21 protein-coding genes are annotated in these 21,556 nt (G+C 60.9%); 7 read left to right on the top strand and 14 right to left on the bottom strand.

The window, feature by feature from the left end:
• Positions 1-25: 25 nt before the first annotated feature.
• The 3 genes from ACR64R_RS27770 to ACR64R_RS27780 all read left to right on the top strand — a co-directional run bounded on the left by ACR64R_RS27770 (position 26) and on the right by ACR64R_RS27780 (position 3,632).
• On the top strand, positions 26-1,420 hold the full coding sequence (locus ACR64R_RS27770) for an NAD(P)/FAD-dependent oxidoreductase (RefSeq protein ID WP_487359415.1): 1,395 nt from the start codon (positions 26-28) through the stop codon (positions 1,418-1,420).
• Positions 1,421-1,439: 19 nt separating this feature from the next.
• Positions 1,440-2,786, top strand: coding sequence for a dihydrolipoyl dehydrogenase family protein (locus ACR64R_RS27775; RefSeq protein ID WP_487359416.1), 1,347 nt, complete (start codon positions 1,440-1,442; stop codon positions 2,784-2,786).
• A gap of 141 nt (positions 2,787-2,927) precedes the next feature.
• The gene (locus ACR64R_RS27780) at positions 2,928-3,632 is read left to right on the top strand and encodes a peroxiredoxin-like family protein (protein ID WP_487359417.1); all 705 of its coding nucleotides are present in this window, start codon (positions 2,928-2,930) and stop codon (positions 3,630-3,632) included.
• Here the strand turns inward: ACR64R_RS27780 and ACR64R_RS27785 are convergent.
• On the bottom strand, positions 3,616-4,521 hold the full coding sequence (locus ACR64R_RS27785) for a LysR family transcriptional regulator (protein WP_487359418.1): 906 nt from the start codon (positions 4,519-4,521) through the stop codon (positions 3,616-3,618). The genes ACR64R_RS27780 and ACR64R_RS27785 overlap by 17 nt on opposite strands.
• Positions 4,522-4,652: 131 nt before the next feature.
• The gene (locus tag ACR64R_RS27790; protein WP_487359419.1) at positions 4,653-5,546 is read right to left on the bottom strand and encodes a LysR family transcriptional regulator; all 894 of its coding nucleotides are present in this window, start codon (positions 5,544-5,546) and stop codon (positions 4,653-4,655) included.
• A gap of 105 nt (positions 5,547-5,651) precedes the next feature.
• Between ACR64R_RS27790 and ACR64R_RS27795 the strand changes: the two genes are divergently transcribed.
• Both ACR64R_RS27795 and ACR64R_RS27800 read left to right on the top strand, forming a co-directional pair.
• The gene (locus ACR64R_RS27795; RefSeq protein ID WP_487359420.1) at positions 5,652-6,314 is read left to right on the top strand and encodes a peroxiredoxin-like family protein; all 663 of its coding nucleotides are present in this window, start codon (positions 5,652-5,654) and stop codon (positions 6,312-6,314) included.
• A gap of 4 nt (positions 6,315-6,318) precedes the next feature.
• The gene (locus ACR64R_RS27800) at positions 6,319-7,566 is read left to right on the top strand and encodes an MFS transporter (protein WP_487359421.1); all 1,248 of its coding nucleotides are present in this window, start codon (positions 6,319-6,321) and stop codon (positions 7,564-7,566) included.
• Between the two features lie 162 nt (positions 7,567-7,728).
• Here ACR64R_RS27800 and ACR64R_RS27805 read toward each other — a convergent pair whose 3' ends face one another.
• Positions 7,729-8,643, bottom strand: coding sequence for a helix-turn-helix domain-containing protein (locus ACR64R_RS27805; RefSeq protein WP_487359422.1), 915 nt, complete (start codon positions 8,641-8,643; stop codon positions 7,729-7,731).
• Between the two features lie 1,610 nt (positions 8,644-10,253).
• Between ACR64R_RS27805 and ACR64R_RS27810 the strand changes: the two genes are divergently transcribed.
• Positions 10,254-10,871: a hypothetical protein gene (locus ACR64R_RS27810; RefSeq protein ID WP_487359423.1), complete on the top strand. Its 618-nt coding sequence runs from the start codon at positions 10,254-10,256 to the stop codon at positions 10,869-10,871.
• Positions 10,872-11,082: 211 nt separating this feature from the next.
• Here ACR64R_RS27810 and ACR64R_RS27815 read toward each other — a convergent pair whose 3' ends face one another.
• A complete protein-coding gene (locus ACR64R_RS27815) occupies positions 11,083-11,829 on the bottom strand; it encodes a GGDEF domain-containing protein (RefSeq protein ID WP_487359424.1) in 747 nt (248 codons plus the stop codon).
• Between the two features lie 245 nt (positions 11,830-12,074).
• Positions 12,075-12,785: a thermonuclease family protein gene (locus ACR64R_RS27820; protein WP_487359425.1), complete on the bottom strand. Its 711-nt coding sequence runs from the start codon at positions 12,783-12,785 to the stop codon at positions 12,075-12,077.
• A gap of 196 nt (positions 12,786-12,981) precedes the next feature.
• On the opposite strand from ACR64R_RS27820, the gene ACR64R_RS27825 reads away from it, so the two are divergent.
• Entirely contained in the window at positions 12,982-13,518 is a 537-nt protein-coding gene (locus ACR64R_RS27825) for a hypothetical protein (protein WP_487359426.1), read from the top strand.
• Between the two features lie 32 nt (positions 13,519-13,550).
• Here the strand turns inward: ACR64R_RS27825 and ACR64R_RS27830 are convergent, their stop codons facing one another.
• The 9 genes from ACR64R_RS27830 to cpaB all read right to left on the bottom strand — a co-directional run bounded on the left by ACR64R_RS27830 (position 13,551) and on the right by cpaB (position 21,500).
• Positions 13,551-14,111 (bottom strand): hypothetical protein, encoded by a 561-nt coding sequence (locus tag ACR64R_RS27830; RefSeq protein ID WP_487359427.1) that lies wholly within the window; start codon positions 14,109-14,111, stop codon positions 13,551-13,553.
• Positions 14,108-14,671, bottom strand: a complete 564-nt coding sequence (locus ACR64R_RS27835; protein WP_487359428.1) for a L,D-transpeptidase — start codon at positions 14,669-14,671, stop codon at positions 14,108-14,110. Before ACR64R_RS27835 ends, ACR64R_RS27830 begins: the two co-directional genes overlap by 4 nt.
• Before the next feature lie 55 nt (positions 14,672-14,726).
• On the bottom strand, positions 14,727-15,890 hold the full coding sequence (locus ACR64R_RS27840) for a CpaE/TadZ family protein (RefSeq protein ID WP_487359429.1): 1,164 nt from the start codon (positions 15,888-15,890) through the stop codon (positions 14,727-14,729).
• On the bottom strand, positions 15,887-16,525 hold the full coding sequence (locus ACR64R_RS27845) for a TadE/TadG family type IV pilus assembly protein (protein ID WP_487362564.1): 639 nt from the start codon (positions 16,523-16,525) through the stop codon (positions 15,887-15,889). Before ACR64R_RS27845 ends, ACR64R_RS27840 begins: the two co-directional genes overlap by 4 nt.
• A gap of 2 nt (positions 16,526-16,527) precedes the next feature.
• The gene (locus tag ACR64R_RS27850) at positions 16,528-17,055 is read right to left on the bottom strand and encodes a TadE/TadG family type IV pilus assembly protein (protein WP_487359430.1); all 528 of its coding nucleotides are present in this window, start codon (positions 17,053-17,055) and stop codon (positions 16,528-16,530) included.
• 6 nt (positions 17,056-17,061) lie between these two features.
• Positions 17,062-18,609 carry a TadE/TadG family type IV pilus assembly protein gene (locus tag ACR64R_RS27855; protein ID WP_487359431.1) on the bottom strand — a complete coding sequence of 516 codons (1,548 nt, stop codon included), beginning with the start codon at positions 18,607-18,609 and terminating at the stop codon, positions 17,062-17,064.
• A 63-nt stretch (positions 18,610-18,672) separates the two neighbouring features.
• The gene (locus ACR64R_RS27860) at positions 18,673-18,975 is read right to left on the bottom strand and encodes a hypothetical protein (RefSeq protein WP_487359432.1); all 303 of its coding nucleotides are present in this window, start codon (positions 18,973-18,975) and stop codon (positions 18,673-18,675) included.
• A complete protein-coding gene (locus tag ACR64R_RS27865) occupies positions 18,962-20,485 on the bottom strand; it encodes a type II and III secretion system protein family protein (RefSeq protein ID WP_487359433.1) in 1,524 nt (507 codons plus the stop codon). Before ACR64R_RS27865 ends, ACR64R_RS27860 begins: the two co-directional genes overlap by 14 nt.
• A complete protein-coding gene (gene cpaB / locus ACR64R_RS27870; RefSeq protein WP_487359434.1) occupies positions 20,463-21,500 on the bottom strand; it encodes a Flp pilus assembly protein CpaB in 1,038 nt (345 codons plus the stop codon). The genes ACR64R_RS27865 and cpaB overlap by 23 nt, the downstream gene beginning before the upstream one ends.
• Positions 21,501-21,556: the final 56 nt, after the last annotated feature.

Consider the following 21,556-nt stretch of genomic DNA (forward strand, 5'->3'; position numbering starts at 1 on the left):
CCTCGCCGAGATACGGAGACCACCGATGCAGATCATCACCCCCGGCATGCGGTTGATTCCGGAAGCCGTGCTCGCCAACGACGCAGCACTCTTCCGCACGATCCAGGAGACCCCTTCGCACGCGGGCAAGTCACTCCATCGCGTGGTCATTGTGGGCGGCGGCGCGGGCGGCCTGGAACTGGCGACACGCCTCGGCCGCAAGTTCGGCAAGCGGCGGCTTTCCGTCACGCTTGTCGACCGAAGCCGCACCCATATCTGGAAGCCGCTTCTGCATGAGGTGGCATCCGGCGCCTTGAGCGCGTCGCACGATGCTGTTGAATACATCGCCCATGCCAGCCGCCACGGCTACCGCTATCGCATTGGCGAGGTCGTCGGCATCGATCGTGCCAAGCGCCAGGTCTTCGTGGCACCCAGCTTCGACGATGACGGTCGCCAGGTCATCCCGCCGCGTGTCCTGGGCTACGACACGCTGGTCATGGCCGTCGGCAGCGTCAGCAATGATTTCGGCACACCTGGAGCGGCTCGTCATGCGATCGCACTCGACACCGCGGAGCAGGCGGCCCGGTTCAACAAGCGCATGATCGACGCATGCCTGCGCGCCAATGCGCAGTACGAGCAGCTTTCACCCGGTCAGCTTCATTGCGTCATCGTCGGTGCCGGCGCCACCGGCGTCGAACTGGCGGCCGAGCTGCACAAATCGATGCGGGAAATCGCCTCGCACAATCTCGACAACATCGATTTCGAACGGCTGATCCGCATCACGATCGTCGAAGCAGGGCCGCGGATCCTGCCTGCGCTGCCTGAGCAGATGGCGAGCGCCACGGCACGGTTGCTGATCAAGCTGGGTGTCCAGATACGATGCGGGATCAGGGTCACCGAAGTGACCGACGACGGTATCCGGCTGGGAGACAAGCTCTTCGTGCCCGCTGAATTGGTCGTCTGGGCGGCCGGAATCAAGGCGCCGGAATTTCTGAAGAGCCTTGATGGTCTTGAAACCGACCGCATCAATCGCCTGATCGTCGACGAAACCTTGCGGACCGTCGGAGATGACAACGTGTTCGCCATTGGCGACTGCGCTCACTGCATACTGCCGGGCGAGGAAACCGCCTTGCCGCCGCGGGCCCAGACGGCCCATCAGCAGGCAGATCACATGGCCAAGGTGATTGCAGCACGTCTCGCAGGGCATGCCGCGCCGGTGTATCGCTACCGCGATTATGGATCACTGGTCTCGCTGGCGGACTACGGTGCGTTTGGCAGTCTGATCGGAGGACTGAGGATCGAAGGTCTCGTTGCGAGGCTCGTCTATCGCTCGCTGCACAAGATGCATCTCAAGGCGGTGCACGGACTGGCGAAGACAACGCTTACTTCGATCGGCGAGATGATCGTCAGGCGCGCCAGACCGCGGATCAAGCTTCACTGAGGTCGGCGGAGGCGGTGCGATGGAAAGGTATGATGTCGTGATCCTGGGCGGCGGCAATGCCGGCATGGGCGTCACGGTCGCGACGCGCGCCGCCGGACTCTCCGTCGCCATGATCGAGGCTCGCGATCTCGGCGGCACATGCCCCAATCGCGGATGCACGCCGAAGAAGGTGCTGGTTGCGGCGGCTCACGCGCTTGAAGAGATCGGAAGGGCCGGCAGTCATGCAATCAAGATCGACCCGCCGGCGCTCGATTGGCGAGCCTTGATCGAGCGGGAAAAAGACATCATCAGGGACATTCCATCCCGGCTGTCCGGATTGATGGCCAAGCGGGGCGTCGATGTCATCCAAGGCGAGGCCGCATTCGTCGCCAGCAATGCTGTCCGCGTCGGCACCCGAGAGATCGAGGCCAGAAACATCGTCATCGCCACCGGCTCGAAGCCGCGCCCACTGCCGATCCCGGGGGCGGAATTCCTGACCACATCCGACGATGTTCTAAGCGATCCCGTGCTGCCTCGTGCCGTCGTGTTCATTGGCGGCGGCGTTATCGCCTTCGAACTTGGTCACGTCTATGCGCGCGCGGGCGTCAAGGTCACCATCCTCGAGGCACTGCCGCAGCTTCTCGGTGGCTTCGACGAGGATGCCGCTACTCAAATCCATGCCGAGAGCGAGCGGCTGGGGATCGGCATCCATACCAAGGCCTGGGTCAAGAAGATCGAAGCGGCCGACGGGCGACTGCGGGTGAGCTTCGCGAAGGATGGCGTGGAATTCAGTGTTGCCGCTGATCGGGCCGTCAATTGCGCGGGACGCGTCGCCAATGTCGAGGGCCTCGATCTTGGGGCGGGTGTCATCGTGCATCGCGAAGGCCGCATCGAGATCGACGAGCATCTGCGCTCGCGTTCCAATCCAGACGTCTATGTCTGCGGCGATGCGGTATGGAGCTCTCCGCAGCTTTCGCCGGTTGCGACTTATGAAGGCGGGATCGTCGGCCGCAACATCGTCGATGGCCCGAAGCATCGGCCCGACTACAGTTACATACCTGCGTCGCTCTACAGCATACCGGCGGTGGCGGCCGTCGGTTTGACCGAGGCCCAGGCGAGGGAACGTGGTTTCACCGTCAACGTCCACCTGAACGACATGCACGGCTGGCTCTCCACCAGGACTTACGCGGAGCCGGTGGCGTGGTCGAAGATCATAGTCGAGGAAACGACAGGCAGGATCCTCGGAGCCCATCTGGTTGGCCATGCCGGCGAAGAACTGATCCACATCTTTGCGCTCGCGATGAAGCACGGCATCACGGCACCAGAGTTGTCTGAAATGGTCTGCGCTTTCCCGACTTTTGCAGCGGATATCAGGAACATGGTGTAACGCGTCGGCTCGGCCCGGCGAAATACGACATAGACCTGGCATGTATCGATGCACGCAGGGCATCAAAACCATGCAGGAAAAACATGGCGATTGCCGTGGGGCCACGGTGGTAGGCTATGCTGAACGCGTGAAAGTGCAGACATGGCCGCCGACGACCAGACAATGACATTCGAGCAGTCCGTCCAGGCAGCCATCGAACTTGATGCGCCCCTTAATGAACGGCTGGCCGTGATTGCCACGGCGGTTCGCCGTCTGAACCCGGAATTCGCCGACGCCGTAGAGCGACTTGTGGACCGCCTCGAGAAGCAGGGTGCCGGCACAATGGCGCCAGCTGCGGGCGAAGCCATGCCTGGTTTCCTGCTGCCTGATGATGAGGGCAGGCTCGTCAGCCTTGCCGAAATCCTGGCAAAAGGGCCGGCCGTCATCACCTTTCAGCGTGGTCACTGGTGTCCTTACTGCCGCTTGAACGCCATCGGCATTGTCGAGGTGCACCACGAGATCGCGGAATTGGGGGGACAGGTGGTTGCGATCATGCCGGAGCGGCGCAAATTCGCGAAGGCAATGAAGGCTCTGGTCGGCGCACAATTCCCGTTTCTGATCGACATGGACAATGGATATGCGTTGTCGCTCAATCTCGCGATCTGGGTCGGCGCTGAAATGGAGCGGCTCATGGGCTTGGGGCTCGACATCCCTAACTATCAGGGCAACAGCGGCTGGTTTATGCCAATTCCAGCCACGTTCATCGTCGGAACGGATGGGATCATCAAGGATCGTTTCGTCGATCCGGACTACCGTCGTCGCATGGACATCGACGACCTGATCGCGGCGCTCAGGCGGGCTCGCTGACGCCGAAGGTCGACCAGTCCGCCGCCCTCAGCAGATTGAGCAGCGTTGTCGCGACAGGCGAGCGATGCCTGCCGGCCACAGCATAAACCGAAACGATCCTCGAGACATCCAGGTCGCGAAGTTTGAGCCGGCGTGTGGTCGGGGACCGCGGCGCCGTAAGCGTGACAAAACCCACTCCGGCATTGGCCTCAAGCAGTGCGAGCAGATCCTGGTCCGTCTCGACTTCATGCGCGGTCCGGGGCGTATATCCCTTGGCGGAAAGGCAGCGCGCCAGTTCCTCGCTCGTCTCCCAATCGATCCGACTGAGCACAGGTTCGGCGGCAAGCTGCGCCAGCGCGACATCCGCCTCGTTTCGCCGGGCGAGCGGGTGATCCGAATTTACGGCGAGCTCGATTCCTTCCTGGAACAGCGGCCATGTGTCCAGACGATCCCAAGCCTGGCCGAGCGGGCCGGCAATCGCCAGCTCTGCTTCACCGGCTTTCAGCGCCTCTATCACGGCTGCCGGCGAGCCGCGGTGGATCTTGAGATGCACACCCGGGTAGGCTCGAAAGAGCTCGGTGAACGGCGAAACCAAAAGCGCAATGTTGATGCTGTTGGAAATGGTGACGTTGAGCGGTGCAACGTCGCTGCTTTGCACGGCCTTGGCCAATGACTTGGCGGAAGTGGCCGCATCATAGCACTGTTGCAGCAAGGGCAGCATGCGGCGCCCGAGTTCCGTGAGATGCGAATGCTGACGCTCGCGCCTCAGGAGCTCCCCACCCAATTCGTCTTCAAGCGTTTTGATGGCGCGCGTAAGGGCCGGCTGGGTGACGTTGCACTCCTCGGCCGCTCTCGTGAAATTCAACGTGTTCGACAGGGCCAGAAAGTATCGGACCTGCTGCATCTCCATGAAATCTCGCCCCCCTCAGCGAATGGTTTATCAGCGATGTCGCATATTGCGAGACTAACCCAACTGATCGCATTGAGCAAAGTGGCCCGCATTGCGGACCAGGTGTGATACCGCTGTGCGGCGGCACCGACTTATTGCGACGAACCGAGTGATTTGCTCAACCAGTCGGCAAATCCTCTGGCCCGCTTGCTCGGCTGGCGCCCGGCCGGGAACAAGGCATGGATGGGTATGGTCGGCAGCGCAAAATCCGGCAGCAGCCGACACAGGCGACCGTCCTCCAGTTCGGCGTTAAACATCCATCCCGAACCGAATGCTACGCCAAGCCCAGCCACAACACATGCTGTAACCCCGGCCGAGCTCGAGACCCTGATGCGAGGACTTTCGGGCAACACAAAGCGGAGCTGCGGATCGATCAGATCCTGAAAAGTAGCGCCGGAACTGTCGGAGGGCCCGAAGATCACCTGGTGCTTGGCCAGATCGGCAGGGCTGCTCGGCTGGCCGTGTCGGGCGATGTAGTCCGGCGCGGCAACGAGCAACCGAGGTGTCTGCCCGACTTTGCGGGCCATCATGCTGGAGTTGTCGAGCAGGCCAAGCCGTATCGCGACATCGGCGCCTTCCTCAGCGAGACTGCGCCGGCGATCGTCCATCATCAACTCGACGGAGAGATTGGGATGCTCCGCAAGAAGGCTGGGCAGGCGAGGAATGAGTGCGCGCACTGCGAAGGTGACCGACAGCTCGACGCGCAGAACCCCGCGCAATTCCTCATTGCCAGCGGCTGTGTCAGCAGCCGCCCCGAGATCTGCCAGCAGCGGCCGTATCTGGTCGAGGTAGACCTGTCCCGCCTCGGTCAGTGCGACCTTGCGACTGGTGCGGAAGAGAAGACGGGCGCCGATGCGCGCCTCCAAATCGTTGAGAATGCGTGACACCGATGGCTGCGACAGCCCGATTTCCCGCGCGACCTGGGAGAGGTTTCCGCGCTCGGCCACCCGCACGAAAACCTCAAGTTCCTGTAGTCGATCGGCCATTCGTTTTCTGGATGCTTGCTATGCTTTCTGGCAAGCTACCCCTCTTTCTGGAAATAGGCGAGGACATTCCGCCGCAAGCCATGCGGCCAACATTTGGAGTGTCTCATGTCTCTTCAGGAAAAGCTCGACGCCTTCAAAGCCGATTTTGAAGGCAAGGCCCCCAAGCAAGCGGTCGAGATAATGCATCGCGCGACGACTGAACTCATTGCGTCAGGTCAGGCCGCCCAGGCCCTGAAGGCAGGCGACGTTGCCCCGGCGTTCACGTTGTCGGAGGCTGATGGCGGTTCTGTCGCATCCGGTGATCTGCTTGCACACGGGCCGCTGGTGCTCAGCTTCTATCGCGGCGTCTGGTGCCCCTATTGCAACATCGAACTCGGCGCCTTGCAGGAAGCCTGGCCGGCCATCCAGGCCATGGGTGCGCAACTGGTCTCCATCTCGCCGCAGTCGCTTGCGAACGGCCGCAAGGCCAAGCGCGACAAGAAGATAGATTTTCCGATGCTGAGCGACCCCCACGGCAAGGTCGCCGATGCTTTCGGCCTGCGGTTTCGCCTGCCGGATGACTTGATCGAGCTGTATCGAACCTTCGGCGTTGATCTGCCAACGATCAACGAGGACCCGTCCTGGAAACTGCCGATGCCGGCTCGCTTCGTGGTCGGACAGGACGGCATCATCGCCCATGCCGAAGTCAGTCCGGACTACACACGCAGACCGGACCCGGCCGACCTTTTGCCGGTGCTCAGGCAACTGCAGGGCTCCATTGCGGCGTGAACCGATGGACATGGACCACCTGCCAGTCACCAACCTTATCACAGCCAGCGCATGCCGGCGCTGGCTGATGCTGATCGTCATTTCGATCGGCTCCTTCCTGCCAATGACGACATGGTTCTCTGCAACGGCCATCGCTCCGCAACTGACTGAGTTGTGGAACATTTCTCCGGCGCAGGGCGCATGGCTAACCGGCGCCGTGCAGATCGGCTTTGCCATCGGCGCATTGGCCTCCAGCATGGTCGGCCTTCCGGATGTGTTCTCACTTCGCAAGCTGATCGGCGTCAGTGCCTTTGCTGCGGCGGCCGCCAACCTCTGCCTGTTGTTCGCACCCTCGGTCGGCTTGCTGATGGTCGCCCGCTTTGTTACCGGCTTGGCGCTCGCCGGCGTATATCCACCAGCAGTGAAACTGATGTCGACCTGGTTCAGTCGCGGGCGGGGAACGGCGCTCGGCGTCCTCCTCGCAGCGCTGACGCTCGGTTCCGCATTTCCTCATCTGGTGTCCGCACGAGCCGCCGAATTGGCGTGGCAGGACGTCATCGTCACGACCTCCTTTGCTGCATTTGTGGGTGGAATATTGATCTTTTGGCTAGGCGGGGAAGGGCCTCATCCTTTCGCGAGATCGGCATTCGACCCTCGCCATATCAAGACGCTGGTGCGCAATCGCGCGCTGATGCTCGCCAATCTCGGCTATCTCGGTCACATGTGGGAGCTCTACGCCATGTGGGGCTGGATTTTGGCTTACATCAGGGCAGGCAGTCCCGGTCTGGGTATTGTTGGCCCGGGGGCTGACTCCCTGCTGGCGTTCTTCATTGTGGCGTCGGGTGGCATCGGCTCAATTGCCGGCGGCATTGTGGCGGATCGCATCGGCCGCACTGCTGCAGCGGCTGCGATGATGGCGATGTCGGGCCTCTGCGCACTGACCATAGGCTTGACCTTCGCCGGTCCGCTCTGGTTGTTCACCGTCGTCGCCATCCTCTGGGGAGCGACCGTCATCGGGGATTCTGCGCAGTTCTCAGCCATGGCAACCGAATTGAGCGATCAACGCTACGTGGGCACGGCGCTTTCCCTGCAACTAAGCGTCGGCATCGCACTCACTTTTTGCTCCATCCATCTGGTGTCATTCATGGCGGAGACGGTAGGTTGGCGCTGGAGCTTCCTGGTCCTGGCGCCTGGCCCACTGCTTGGTGTTGTCGCAATGGTAGCGCTTCGGCGGATGCCGGCCGCGCAGTTAATAGCGCATGGGCTGATGTAGAGGTCCGGCTCTGTTTTTTCGGCTCATTTTGCTGGTCGTCACAACGTTACAAACAATACAGTAAGTTATTGGCCTATATAATATATTTCAGAGTTCAGTCCTCTTCTCGCGGCACCAGTTTCCCGAAACGCCTAATTGGGCCTATACGGGGATTGCGCCGGCTCAGCTTGAAGAATCACACAGGGGTGTCGTCCTTCCTCGACGTGCGGTTGGTCGATTGCGGGTCAGTTTGTGGTAGCGGTCTCTCGGGACCTCCATTACTGCGACATGGTCAAGGTTAGCATATCGCGCCCGATAGTAGCCCTCTTCCTCAACTTCCGCGAAAGTGCATGGGAAAACGTTAAAAGTCGCAGCTTCCAATTCGAAGAAAGTGGCGGCGCTTCCGTCGTCTAGAAAATTCCACTCATCCTGTCCATTTTTGTACGTCACACGAACATATGAGACCATCCGCATGGCTTCTTCCTCGCCGATCTCTGCGATGATGATCTCGCATTCGGTTTTCACTTTTTCAGGGACCTTGGCCGTTTCCCAATCATCGAAAGCTCGATACAGTTCTGGGCGATAATATTGTGGCATCGCCACCACGTCATCCCCAACCAACTCGACGGATTGGATATAATTCGGATTAACTGCAACGATCTTGTTATTGAGGGTCAGGAAATGAATCCAATTTCTATTTTTATTTAGAGAACGAGAATTATGAAGTAATTTGAGTTGACCCAAAATAAGGGCACGGGCGCACTCATTGATTGGATATTTACGTGTTCCGACGGTCGTTTTTATCTTGAAAGTACCATAACGAATGTTTTCGCCACAGTTTGGTGAATAACTATTGAGTTCATGGCCAGTGCGTTTTTTATGGCCAAACAGCTGGTCCGTTGTGCATTTTAAAGCCATGCAAAGATCCTTCGTCTGCTCAGTGCTCAAGGGTTCCTTTCCTGTCTCCCATCGGGAGACGATCTTGGGGGTCGTTCTCATATCCATCGCCAGAGCTTTTTGGGTGGCTCCCAGCCGAGTCCGAAGCTCGCGCAGACAGATGGCGACGTGCATCCGATTCGACAGTTGGACGGCCGTCATCGCATATATCTCCTTCTCAGCTCACTTCTCGTGTCTGAAAAATTCAGTGAACGGACCCCTGAGCCGGGTCACGACCATGTCGGTTTCGGACTGCATGTCCAGGATGCGCTCGAGAAGGTTGTCGGTGGCGGTGCGCAATCGTTGACGTCGTACCTGACGGCCGGCCGCTGCAGAATGGAGGCGCGGGATTGGCAGAGTGATCAAGCTCGTCGCGCTGAGACGTCCGCGACATATAGGACTGCAAAGGTTGCGCTTCTTGGGCATTCGCAAAGTTTCGCTGTTTCCCTTCAAATTCGGAATAGCCTATTCCCCGTCGTTTGCCGCCGATTTCCCTCCCAGGACGGCTATGCAGCTGATTAAGAGGGTCGACGTGGGCACGACGCGGCCGCACTTGGAGGTCAGCATCCAATGGCAGCCGCGCCCTGCAGACGGGGAGGGGACTGTGCTAAACCTCAACCAGGAATTGGCAGGGTCGGCGGCAAAGCTGGCTGCGCTCTAGGCCCTTCGCCGCTTGGAAACCGGCCGCAAAAGGTCCGCTCCGTCTCTCGTTCCGTCATTGAAAACCTAAGGGACTTCCATAGCCAGGAATTCGCGCTGGTCCCGATCTTTTTTTGCCAACCGGCGTTCGTCGCACAAGCGGTCAAAGACCCGCTGGAGCCTGTCCAGATCAGCGCGTCAATAGACACCGCTCGGCCAAATCGCAGAAAGCCCATCGCTTACGCCTATTAGCTGCGACGGGCTTTTTCGTTTCGAAATGAGCGGAAACATTCTGCTTTTGGAGCAGCCCTAATATTGCTCCAGTTTTTAGGATTATGCCTGCTCACCGACCTCGTCCCATTTCAGGGAAGTAGGCGACGGTCCGGCCTTCCGATAGGACCGACGTCACCAAGGCGACCGGCAAGCAATTGTCGCAGGAGGCAGGAAGATCGCGAGCTCTTCCTCGCTCAAGCCCTCGCGAATGTGGCGCTGCTCTTCGTCATCGAGTTCGCCTACGAAGGCCGTCAGTTGAGCGGATCGTCACTCAACTGGCCGACGCTTTCCAAGGTTCACTCACGGGCAGCTGCACGGCCATTAGTCGTTCTATTCGAGGAGTAGGCGCCGACCGTGCGGATGATGGCGTCATCGTTTGGAAAGATGCCGTGGTAAAGTAGCTGTTCGTTCGGGCGCCGTTTAAGAGCGCACTCGCGAGGGGCGAGACCGAATAGTCTTAACGGATGTTAGTCCACCCGAAGAACTGCGATCCAACCATGGCAGGTCCGCAACATGGATGAATGGGGAGTCGGTGCGTGTCCGCCGTAGCCGGCAATTTTCGCATCGGCCCTCCAATCACTTCCGGTCCAAGCTCATTTCCACCAAGCGACGAATCGCCTCCGATCGAGTAGGCAAGTCCGGTTGTTTGCGACGCCATTCGTCAATCCGGGCTAGCAAGTCGCCCGACAGGCGCAACTCGAAACGCTCATTCTTCACTTCCGATGGGTTCGGTGTATTTGACAATCTCAATATCCGTAATGTACGGTATGTACGTAGGTGGTCACTACCCGCAGCCGAACGACGTGCCTTCAACACGCCGCCCGGCCTGACCACATCCCAAGCTGACTGGAGCTCGGATCATGGCTGATTCCGACAATACCACGAGTTTGCCTTTCGTCATCGGCCAGCAAGGCCGCAAGCGCAACGCGCCGGCAGGGGCAGAAATGGACCCCGCTTTGAGCCTCTGGGGCCGGTGGCATCAAGCTCGATACGTCTCATTGCTATTGTGTCGGGTTCAACAGCGTTTGGAGGCCCGAATAATGGCCAATACCGGAATTCAGGTATTGACCTCTGATAAGTCCGTGTCTCGGCGCATGCAGGGGGCCACGCCAGGACCGAGGACGGAATATGAGGTAGCTTGCGAGGCCGAAGTATTTGCCATGACGGAGGAACTAAGATTTCAGGATTCTATCCCCGGCGTCGCAGCTCTGTCGCTTGCTGGGATCATCGCGAAGCTGGAAATGATAGTGGGCGCCGACCGGGAAATCGGCGACCCGACGGATTTCCCGTGGCCACACATCGCGTCCGTATTGCGCGACCTGAAGGCACTTGCGGGCGATCTGCCTGCCTATCGGTCAGCCCGCGCTAATACGCGTGCGGACGTGGCGCTGCATTGGAAGGGGGCCGCGAAGCTCGTTGCCGCTTTGGAATTGGAAGAGGCCCCGGGGAGCAGCAAACAGTCTGCGCGCGTGATCTAAGCTTGAAGTGCGTAGGAGCCGACTTCATCGCCGGCAAGCTGAGCGTGGTCAGGCTGACCAAGTGCTTCGCTTCGACGCAAAACTGGAGCCGACAAATGATGTGCTACCAAACTCGACAACTGATTAGCTCCCCACACCTCTGCAGGGAAGCGCGGAGAGACGGTGTGGCGGCCGAACTGAAATCCGCAGTTCATAGCTCCGGTGTTGTAGCTCAGTTTGTGACATGCGACAGCCGCAGGCCGGCTTCGTCCGGGGCCTCGGCCATGCCTTCCTCCGCGAAGCGGAACATGTCCTCGAAATCCAGCTCATGTTCGAAGACGACGCCGCCGACGCTGATCGCAAGCGCGTCCTTTTCGCCTTTCGGTGCGAAGTAGATTTCGCCGACCGCGCCGCGAACGCGCTCGCCGATGTCCTTGGCGTCCTGTTCGCTCGCGCCCGGAAGGAAGACACCGAACATCGAGGTTCCGATCCGGCCGATCAGATCGTCCTTTCGCACCGACGATCGGATGGCCGATGCGATCAGCCGCAGGGCCTCGTCGCCCCATTCGAGACCGAACCGCAGATTGATCGTAGCCAAATGCTGCGGATGGACGACCAGAAAGGCGCCGGAGCGCGGACCTGCCGGTCTGGCCGCCCTCCTGTCGACCATCGATGTGAACACTTTGCCGTTCAGGCAGCCGGTCAGTTGGTCATAGGTGCCGGATTTGGTGAGCTCCTGCCGGTAGCGGCGGATTTCGATCTGCTGCCGGCCAAGCAGCGCGAACAGCGGCAGGCCGATGGCGATCGGCACGGCGATTGCCGTAACGGCCCCGCGGGCGAACGGCGTCAAGCTGTCGCTGAACATGAGCAGGTAGTTCAACCCGAGCGAAAGGCCGACGCAGCCGGCGGTGCCAAGCACGGCCAGCCAGAAAACCTGCTTCCATGTCCGAAACGGCGCGGTCGGCGTTCTCGTGGTCACGAGCCAATCTCCTGTTCGACGCATCGTCCTACAGGAGGTCCGTTACGATTTCGGTGTCAGGCAAGCCTACAATTTTATGCAAAGTCGGCTTCTTCTCCATGGTAAGCGGTATATCCGGCCCACGCATGTGGCCGCGGCTTGCGCGCTTGAAGCAGTCCACGGTTCTAGAATCGCTGGATCGCTCTTACCATTCTGCTTTCACGCAATTCCATGACGGAACCGGTGACGGGCTTCCAGCGATTGCGCTATTGCGGCGGGCCGAAAATGCCCATCCTGGCGTCTCTCGCCACAGCTTCGGCCTTGCCGTAGATGCCGGTCCGAGCAGCCGTGGCCCAGCCGTTCGAAACCAGCCAGGCGCCGACATCCTGCTTGCCGAGCGTGCATGGCGCGGCGATGGCGAAGCGGTCTGCGTCCGGCGGCAGCAGGCATTTGAGCGCCCGGCCGCGCAGCCAGGCGTTGAAGGCGGCTCGCGCGCGCTGGCCGCAGGGCCACCGCGTCTCGCCGAACCTGCAGGTCTGGTTGGGATCTATGTCCACCGTCCCGCTGATAGCCACCGTGCGCCCCATGGCTTCGAAGACCGTCGAGGAGGTCGCAACCGGCTGGAAGAGCAGCGTCTCGCGCCAATCCCGCGGCATCGGCGTCTTCGGGCGCGGTGCGAGCCCGAGTTCGCCGAGCGGGGCACGCGGCTCGATGCGCTCGATCCCGGATGGGTCCAGAGGCGGCGGCGCGATCAGATGCTCGGCGATCCTGCGCGCCGGCTCGCCCGGCCGCGTGTTACGAGGCGAAGGCTGGGAGGTCGGTCCAAGGTCGACGGCGTTGCGAACCGGCTTGAGCGAAGACGGGTCGGGCGGCAGCCGGCGCCCGCCCTCGGCGATCAGCAGTATGCCTGCAATCAGCCCGAGGCGGCCGAGCGTGCACGCCACCAACGGCCGGCCGGCGGGGTTCGCCAGGCTCACGCTCGGGCCTCCGCGGGATCGCGACGGCTGTTACTGTCCGCGTCCAGCCAGTTAGCTCCTGTCGGCACGGCGCCATCCCCGTTGAACCGGGTCATACATTAGACATGAGCGACATTCCTTGAAAAGCAAGGCGTTGCGTTAAGCCTCAGGCAACCAATGCGGCCTAGGATCGGCCATCGGATGTCGAGGGGATGACATGACGCGCAAGCCGATCCTGCTTTTTGCCTTTCCGGCCCTGATGCTGCTTCTGCTGGCGGCGGAGCGAATGGCGGCGCTACTTCTCGGCTTGTACCCGGCGAGCCCTGCCGTGTGGCATGCCTGGCTCGAGCTGCGCCCGTTCTCGACCATGTTCTGGCAGCAGGCGCACCTCTATCTCGGCGGGTCGATGGCCCTCGATGCAGCCGTCATCGTCTTTGCGGCAGGCGCCTGCTGGATGATCTGCCAGGCAAAAAAATCCGCGGGGTTTTTCCTCGCCAATCATGCCGCGCTGATCTTTGCCGGCAAGATGATGGCGCTGAGCAGCAGTGCGGAAACGGCGAGCATCATTGCCGCCTTCACCATACCGAACGGCTTGCACTTCTCGTTTATGCTCGATTTCAGCATTGAGAATTGCGTTGTGCTGTGCCTCGGTCTCGCGGCCTGCACCTATTGCCACGTCGCTTTCCTGCGAGAGGCAAAGCTGCGCGCCGAAGCCCGCGCGGTCCGCATGCTCTCGCTGCAGCGCGATCTGTAGCCGTCGGCTCAGGCGGCAGCGACAGCTCGCGCTCAGTTGATCTTCTTGTAATAGACCTTGCCGTCGGGCTGCTGGATGCGCTGATAGGACGGGTTCGGGCCGGGAGGCGCAGCCTTCCTGTTGAACGAGCGCCGCGCGTCGGCTGAGTCGGCGCCGCTGTCGTCGGCCGCGGATGCGTCAGCCACCCTGATATTGTCGAGCACTGTCGGCTCGCGCGCGCCAGGCGCCTGCTCGCTGGCCGCGACGGGTTGGCCTTGCTCCAGCTTGGCGATATCGCCGTTGATGCGGCCGAAATTCGCCTGCAACTGGCGGTCGAGCGTCTCGAACCGGCTCTGGAACCCGTTGTTGACGGTGTCGATTCGGGCGCCGATCCGCTGCTCGAACTGGCCAAGCTGCTCCAGCCGGGCCTCCACGGTCTTGAGGTCATTGACGCCCCGATAGAGATATACCGCGGCCGTCACGTTGACGAAGGTGACAAGCACCGCGCCGACAGCGAGGACGCTGATCATCTTGGCCCGGCTGGGTGTTCCCGGCGCGGCTTCCTTGTGGCCGAGTTCGATTGCCGGGACGTCCGGCTCGCTGATCATCGTCATTCAACCACCACCTTTGCGCCCACCGCGACGCGCTTGAAGAGATCGATCACATCGGTGTTCGTCAGCCGGAAGCATCCGGACGTGCCGTCGAACCCGACACCCTTTGGGTCGTTCGTGCCATGGATGCGATAGAGAGTGTCGCGCCCGTCGCGTGAAAGATAAAGCGCCCTCGCGCCGAGCGGATTGTAGGGACCGGCCGGCACCATCGCCGGCAGCTCCGGCTGGCGTGCGCGCATTTCCTTGGGCGGACGCCATTCCGGCCACTCGGTCTTGGAGGCGACCTTGACCGTTCCGGTCCAGCCGAAGCCGTCGCGGCCGACGCTGATCTGGTAGCGCAGCGCCTGGCCCTGGCCCGTCACCAGATAGAGCGCCTTCTCGTTCTTGCGGATCACGATCGTGCCCGGCTGCTCGCCGGTCTGGAAGGCCACCGCCTTCCGCAGGCTGGGGCCCATGGCGGGTAGCGGCGGCAGGCTCGATCGGGCCATTGCCACATCGCAAGCCGATGCCAGCGCGATGCCGACCAGGCCGGCAGCCGCAAGACGCCTGGCTATGCGAAGCACTTGCTTTGCCGCAATTCCGGACGGAAAACCGCTTCGCACTTTTCCTGGAATTGCTCTAGCGCTGGGCATTGTCCAGCCGCTCCTTGAACATGCGTTTCAGTTCCTTGTTGAAGCGCGCGCGTCCGTCAACCTCGGAAGGCAGGATCGCGCGGTTCAGCGCATCGGCCAAAAGCGCGTTGTCGAGCGCCAGCGACTTGATGTGCGGCGCCTTGAAGATCTTCTCCAGCTCGCTGCGCGAGAAGTGGTTCCCGAACCATTTGCGCTTGTGCTTGTTGGCCACCAGCGTGATGCTGACCTTGTTGCCCCGCAATTCGCGGATCTTCTTGTAGAGCCGCTTGCCTTGTCTCAGCGAAGCGACGTTGAGCTCGAAGACGATGAAGATCTCGTCGCTCGTTCGCAGTACAGAGTCATGCCACGGCGTCTCGATGTTGGGCAGGTCGATGACGATGTCGTCGAAGCGGTAGGCGATGAGGTCAAGCAGCCTGAACACGAAGTCGGAACCGTGCGGCTCGAACGGCAGTTGCGGCCGCTCGAAGGAGTAGAGCGTCAGGCCGGACGGCCGCGACAGCTTGATGACGTCCATCAATTCGACATCGAGCCGGTCCGGCTGGCCGATAATGCCGGAAAGGTCGAACTGGTTGAACTGGTTGAGATAGGCGCCGCAATTGGCGCTCTGGAAATCGAGGTCGACGAGGCAGGTGGCGGCCGCCCGCTCGGCCGACTTCGAGGCGAGGTGCTCCGCCGCCGAGATCGCAAGCGTGGTGGCGCCGGCGCCGCCGCTGGCCGCGATGAAGGTGATGATGCGGCTCTTGGTGCCCTGGCTGCCGGTGTCGTGGAAGGTGACGGCGTTGAGCAGTTCCTTGGCGTCGAGCGGCTTGTGCAGCCAGTCGGACGCGTTCATGCGCACCAGCACGCGCGTCTGCTCGGAGGTGAGCTCGTCGGAGATCGCGATCAGCGGCACCGAAGCCCAGGCCGCGCGCGCGTCGATGATCGCCGGATCGGCGAGCAGTTCACCCTTGCCGAGATCGAGGATAATGATTCCGGGTCGGCTGTCGGCGGGCGGCCCCTTCAGGAATTCCGCCGCGTCCGAGACCTTGACGTCGTAGATCGCCAGCGCGTCGAGGCGCGTGGTCACATCGCGCTTGAAATTCGCATCGCCGGAAAACAGCGCCACCTGCTTTCGCTTGGTCGGGAGAACTCTGGTGTCGATGGCGTTCATGGTGAGGTACTCTTCAAATCTTCGCCCGTTACAGTACTCAGCATGGAAGGCATGGCCATGTCATCGAGCCCGAGCAGTCCGCCCAGGAAGAAGAAGTGGTAGTTTACATTCTGCAGGCTGATGGTGATCGTCGGCACAGCGCCGCCTAGGCGCGTCTGATAGCCCAGGCCTGAGGCTGTATAGTGAATTAGGACGTTCGCGGGTGTCAGGAAGGGGTAAAAGTGGCACATGCCCGGCCGCTGGTTCGCCGCAAGCGCGGGGCAGGTGCCCGTGCCGGTCGCATCCCCCTGAAAGATCCGGTTAAAATTCGCCGCTGTCCAAGTGCCGGCCACACAGTTTGCCCCGGTGCAACTGCAGGTAGAAGTTGCGCCATCGCAAGTATAGTCGTAAGAACCGGCTACGACCGGCGCTCCTGGCATCGTGGTTGCGCCCGCTGTCGAGATCTGCGGAGCGACCGGGTCGGATATAGAAGCCAACCGTGCGCCTGCCTGCACCGCTTTGGTCGCCGCATTCCATTGATAGAGTGCGTAGCCGTAGTCGACGAAACCGAGGGTGAGAGTAAGCAGCAGCGTCATCGCGATCGCCATCTCGACCATGGTCGTTCCATCTTCTGATTCCGTGAAGCGCCTCAGCATCATCAAAATCGGATCAACCGCTCCTGATGTGCGCCTGCGATCGTTATGGAGCTAAGGCCGACGAGCGATAGCATGCCCAGGTCCTGATAGTGGAAACTGGTGGACGCCGTTACCACGCAAACTTGCGAGGTGGTCGAGAGATAGAGAACCGTGCCGGTGCCGGGATCGATCGCGTTCTGGCAGGTGCTGCTGTCTATAGTTACGTCGGCCGCTCGCCAGCCGTCGACACGCGGCGTATCCGTGGCCGTCCAACTCGTCTTGCCGAATACGGCAATACTCGCCGCCACGTTAGCGCAGTTGATCGTGAGTCCGGCATCGGTGTAGAGTTGACCGTTGCAGCGTGCGGCGAATCGAGCCGCGTCACTGAGACCGGCTTCTACGAGCAGTTTGTCGTGGAGAAACCTCCCAAATTCGAATACGCCGGCCGACAACAACACCATCAGTGGAACGATCAGTGCCATCTCGACCAAAACCGTGCCCTGCCGCTCTAGCCAAAACCGCCTTAGGCGATGTGACAACATGCTCCCCATCTGTCGTCACCGATAGAGCTGCGCTTCATCGCGCAGGAAGTTGTCGAGCGTCCCTTGTCCGCCCCGGCCGGTGATGTCGACCAGTTCGACGAACACGGAGCCGCCCGCATTGGCTCCCGACACGGGCTCGGTCATGAAGAAGCTGGCGAATGCCTCCACAGGAAGATTGGTGCTGTTGCCGTTAAGGTTGTTCCCGGCCGCCTGCAGCGCGTTGCAATTCAAAATGGCGCCGTATAGCAATCTGCGGTCGACGGTGGTTACAGGCGGCTGGCACGAACTCGGCGGCGTGCCCACCTCCCCGCCTGTCGAGGGGTGTCCAACCAAATTGTTGGCGATCTCGTATCTGTAAACTTGGTATCGGGTCGGCTTGGTGCTGTTCCATGATGAAGGGTAGCTCGTTGACCCGAAATTGGTGCTCCAGTAGCCGGACAGGTTCCAATTTCCGTCTCCCATTCGGCCGCCCATATACGGCGTGGTGGCGTCGCGCGGCAGCCCCATGTTGCCCGTCGCGTTGAAAGTCAGTTGATTGTAGGACGGGCACTGGTTGCTATTCCCGTTCCCATTGCCGTTGCCATTCCCATTGCCGCCGGTGGACGCGCCCTTACGCACATTCGTGGCCGGGCCATACTCGGCGCTGTTGAACGCATTGCCGCTGGCGCTGATGCCGAAGCGGACATTGAATGCATCCTGAATAGGCCCGTTATTCTGGCCGGTCTTGGTGCTGACCCCTTGCGCTGAGTAGCAGCCTTGGGGCCGCGAAGTTGCTATCGTCTGCGCCAGCGCCTGAGCGCCATTTCCAACGCCGTCTGGCGGCGCCAGAAAGCCGAAATTACCTGGCCCATAAGCTGCATTGTTTCCCACCAGCCTAAGTTCGATCAGCCGTCGATGCACTGCCGGATCAACAACCGCCTGTTCGAGGGTTACGCCGCCCGCGCTGTTGGTACCATTCACCATCTCATACGGGTTGCACATGAAGACCGGGGTATAGTTGCAGACCCCGGACGTGAAACCCGCAACCGAAACTGCTCCGAAACGGATGTGATCGTCGGTGGCATTTCCAGAAAGGAAGGAGACAGGGAAGATGGTCGAGAACGTCTCCGGTTGAGCCTCCACCATGATGAACCGGGTGACGGAAGCCGATGCGGCATAGTTCGCCGATGTAATCAGCGAGGCATCACTTGCAGGGATGCTGGATAGGAAACACCAGGATATTTGTCCCCGAGAGCGACAGGCCGAATAGTTCGCGTCGACGGTAGTTGTACCGGTTCCGGGCAAGGTTACGATGCCCGCATCCGAAAATGTCGTGTCGTTCGAAAGCAGATTTGAGAGCGCATTCTCGGCTCGGGTCCATGCATCCGATCTGCCGTTCAACTCGGCTGCAGCGGCAAGTGCCAGGGCGTCCGTGGCCTTTTGCATGTCGTTGTGGAGATTGTTGACGCGGCTCATGTCGATGGTAAGCGCCGAAAAGCCGATGATGGCCGGCAGCATGATGCTGAGCAAAATCAGCGCTATACCTCTCTGATCGTGCCAGAACGCGCGAATAATTCGCAACATGGCCCTGCCCCTTAGGCTTTCGTGCCGGGCTCCTCGCATGCCCGACACGCCGCATCCTTCTCTTTAGTTCGCTCCGGTGGTCGCGCTCGCTGGCCCGGCATTGACTGTCATGTTCGTCGCCGGCGCGGTTGTGCTCGGCGGGAGCTTGTATTTCTGCACGACGCCGACGGAGCGCGCCCCGTCGCCTTCGATCTTCGTGTTGTTGGAAGCCGGATTGTATGGGTCGACCGTCTGCAGCAGTTGATTGGCCTTCTGCGAGTCGCCCGCAGCCAGCGTCACCGTGTCGTAATTGTTCAGATAGTCGGCCGCGCAGCCTGCGAGCAGGCTGGTGCCGAGAAGGAGGAGCAGGAGCTTACTTCTTGACATAGAGCAGCTTGTCCTTCGATTTCACATCCAGCATGTGGCCATAAGGGCCGGTGACACCGTCGCCATGCTCATATTTCCGGATCATGTCCTTGTTGACCTCAAGCTGGCCGAGCAGCATGAGCTCCGGATCGTTGGCGGGCTTCGTCTTGTCGAAGGGCGTCGCCAGTTCCTCGCCGGGCTTCACCGGCCGCACCAGATGCGGCGTGACGATGACGACCAACTCGGTCTCCTTCTTCTGCGTGCTCGAATTCCGGAACAGCGCGCCGACAATTGGCACCTGGCCGAGCCATGGCACCTGATTCTGCAGTCGCGTGTTCTTGCTTTGGAGCAGTCCGCCAACCGCGAAGCTCTGGCCGTCGCGCAGGTCGACCACGGTCTGCAGCTTGCGGCTGGTGAAGATGGGATCACCCGCGGGCGTGAAGTCGGTTACATCGCTGACTTCCGGCGCCAGCTTCATGTGGATCTTCCCGTCGTCCAGAACCACCGGCGTGAAGTTCAGGGCCACGCCGAACTGCTTATAGTCGATTTGGACCTGACCCAACGCTCCGACGGTGCGGATAGGAACTTCGCCGCCAGCGTTGAAGCTGGCAGTCTCGCCGGAAACCGTTGTCAGGTTAGGTTCCGCAAGAGTGCGGACCACTCCCTTCGCCTCAAGTGCCTCAATGTACAAGTCAAGCTTGATGTTGCTGTCTATGACACGGGTGAGCAAGGCTCCGAACGGCGAAGAATTGGAAAGCAGGTCGCTCAGCAGGGCGCCTGATCCCAGCACCGTGCCAGTCTTATCTACCGCAGCGATGCCCGTCCCAACTTTGGTAGTGCCATCGCTATTCGTGCTCTTGATGGACACGCCAAGATCGCGGCCGGCATTGCGACTTGCCTCGAGGATGCGAACTGACAGATTGACCTGCTGACTGTCATCGATCGTGACGGCATTGATGATGGCGTCAGGGCCATATTGCTGAGTCACCTCGACGATCTGCGCCAGCGTCGCGGCATCCTTGACATGGCCGCTCAGCCTAACCTTGCCGTTGATAGAGCCGATCTCGATGCGGGCCTTTGGCGCAACCTGGCGGATCGCGGCCGCCATGTCGCCGACATCCTGGCCGACCTCGATCTGGATGGCGCCCAGCGAGCGCTTGTCGTCGGAGAAGAGGTTTACGGTCGTGGTGCCGACCGCTTTCCCGATGATGTAGAGCGTCTTGTCGGTCATCGGCTGCGCGTCGGCGATCTTCTCGTCGCCAACCACGATGTCGCCCAGCGTCGCGTTGACTGTGATCGTCGTTGATTGAGAAACGGGTACGAACACGCGGTGCAGCGATGGGTTCGATACGTCGATGAAGCGGTCAGCCCCCATGGCCGAATGGTCTGAAATCGCCGTCAACGCCACAACGGATAGCGCGGCCGCCGCAATCCTTACCCAAAACCGCTGCATCCCGTAGTCTCCCCTCTTGCCGCCAAATGGCCGCCCTCGTCTTGCCGCTCGCTTTTTAGCGCTGTCGCGGCACGTCATAGGTTTCCAGCTTCACGCCACGGAAGACACCCACCGTCGCGCGTGCCGGCGGTTCCGGTTGCACATACTTCACGGCTTCCTTGACGATCTCTGATGGTTGCGCCGCGGCCACCACCGGTGCAGGCTTGGCTTTGCTGAGTTCGTCAATCTGACTCCCGACCCGCTCGACTGCCTGGGCCAATCCATCGATCTTTTCATCAGCGCGCTTTCTGTCTGCGGCGGCGGCTGCGTCGGCAGCCTTCTGTCTGTCGAGTTCCGCCTGCCGTTTGGCGACATCTTGGGGCGTGTCGCCGGTCAGGTCCGACAGTGTGATGCGTTCGGTGGTCTCGCCCTTGTTAGCTGCGGCTTGTCGGAGCGCCAGAGACAACTGGCCAGCGCCCGCGGCAAGCGTCAGCTTCTGCGCATCCTTGGTGCTGACCTCCACAGTCACGGCTTTCACCACGGTCGGGTTGTCCTTGCTTTCGTCCGCAACCTGATCGACTGCGAGAACCTTCACGCTCTGCAACAACACGTCAACGAAGCTCTTGTCCGCTCCCTCGGCGTCGTGCTGGGTTCGTGTCAGCAATATATCGACGCGGTCCCCGGGAAAAACGAAGCCCGCCACGCCGAGCACGTCGTTGACCCTTATGGAAACCGCTTTCATGCCTTCGGTCAGCACCGCTGAAAGCGTTGCTCGCTGACCAGGACCGGTGATCTTGGTGGCAAGTATGGGCTCGTTGGGGCCGATCGCTTGTAACGCCTGTTTAGCGCCGTCGCCAGCAAGCAGGTCCTTGGTGGTTTTGAATGAACCTGCAGGAACGGCGCCCGCGGGCCACGGTATTTCACGCAACTTTTCCGTACTCAGGGTGTCGCCGAACTTGAGCGGTACAGCCGCGACCACCACTGTTTCGCGCGGAACGTCCCCGGTTCGCGCCATGGCGCTGCGCTGATTGGCAAGCCAGATATTAGCAAGCACAACCGCCAGTATGCCGAACACTCCGGCAAGCACAATCATTATAAGTGTGTTGGCGCGCATACCCCGAGCCCCTATCCATGATGCGAGCGTTTTGCCCGCTGCTTCAGGCCCGGGTC

It is taken from the genome of Mesorhizobium sp. MC2-1-1 (assembly GCF_057597255.1).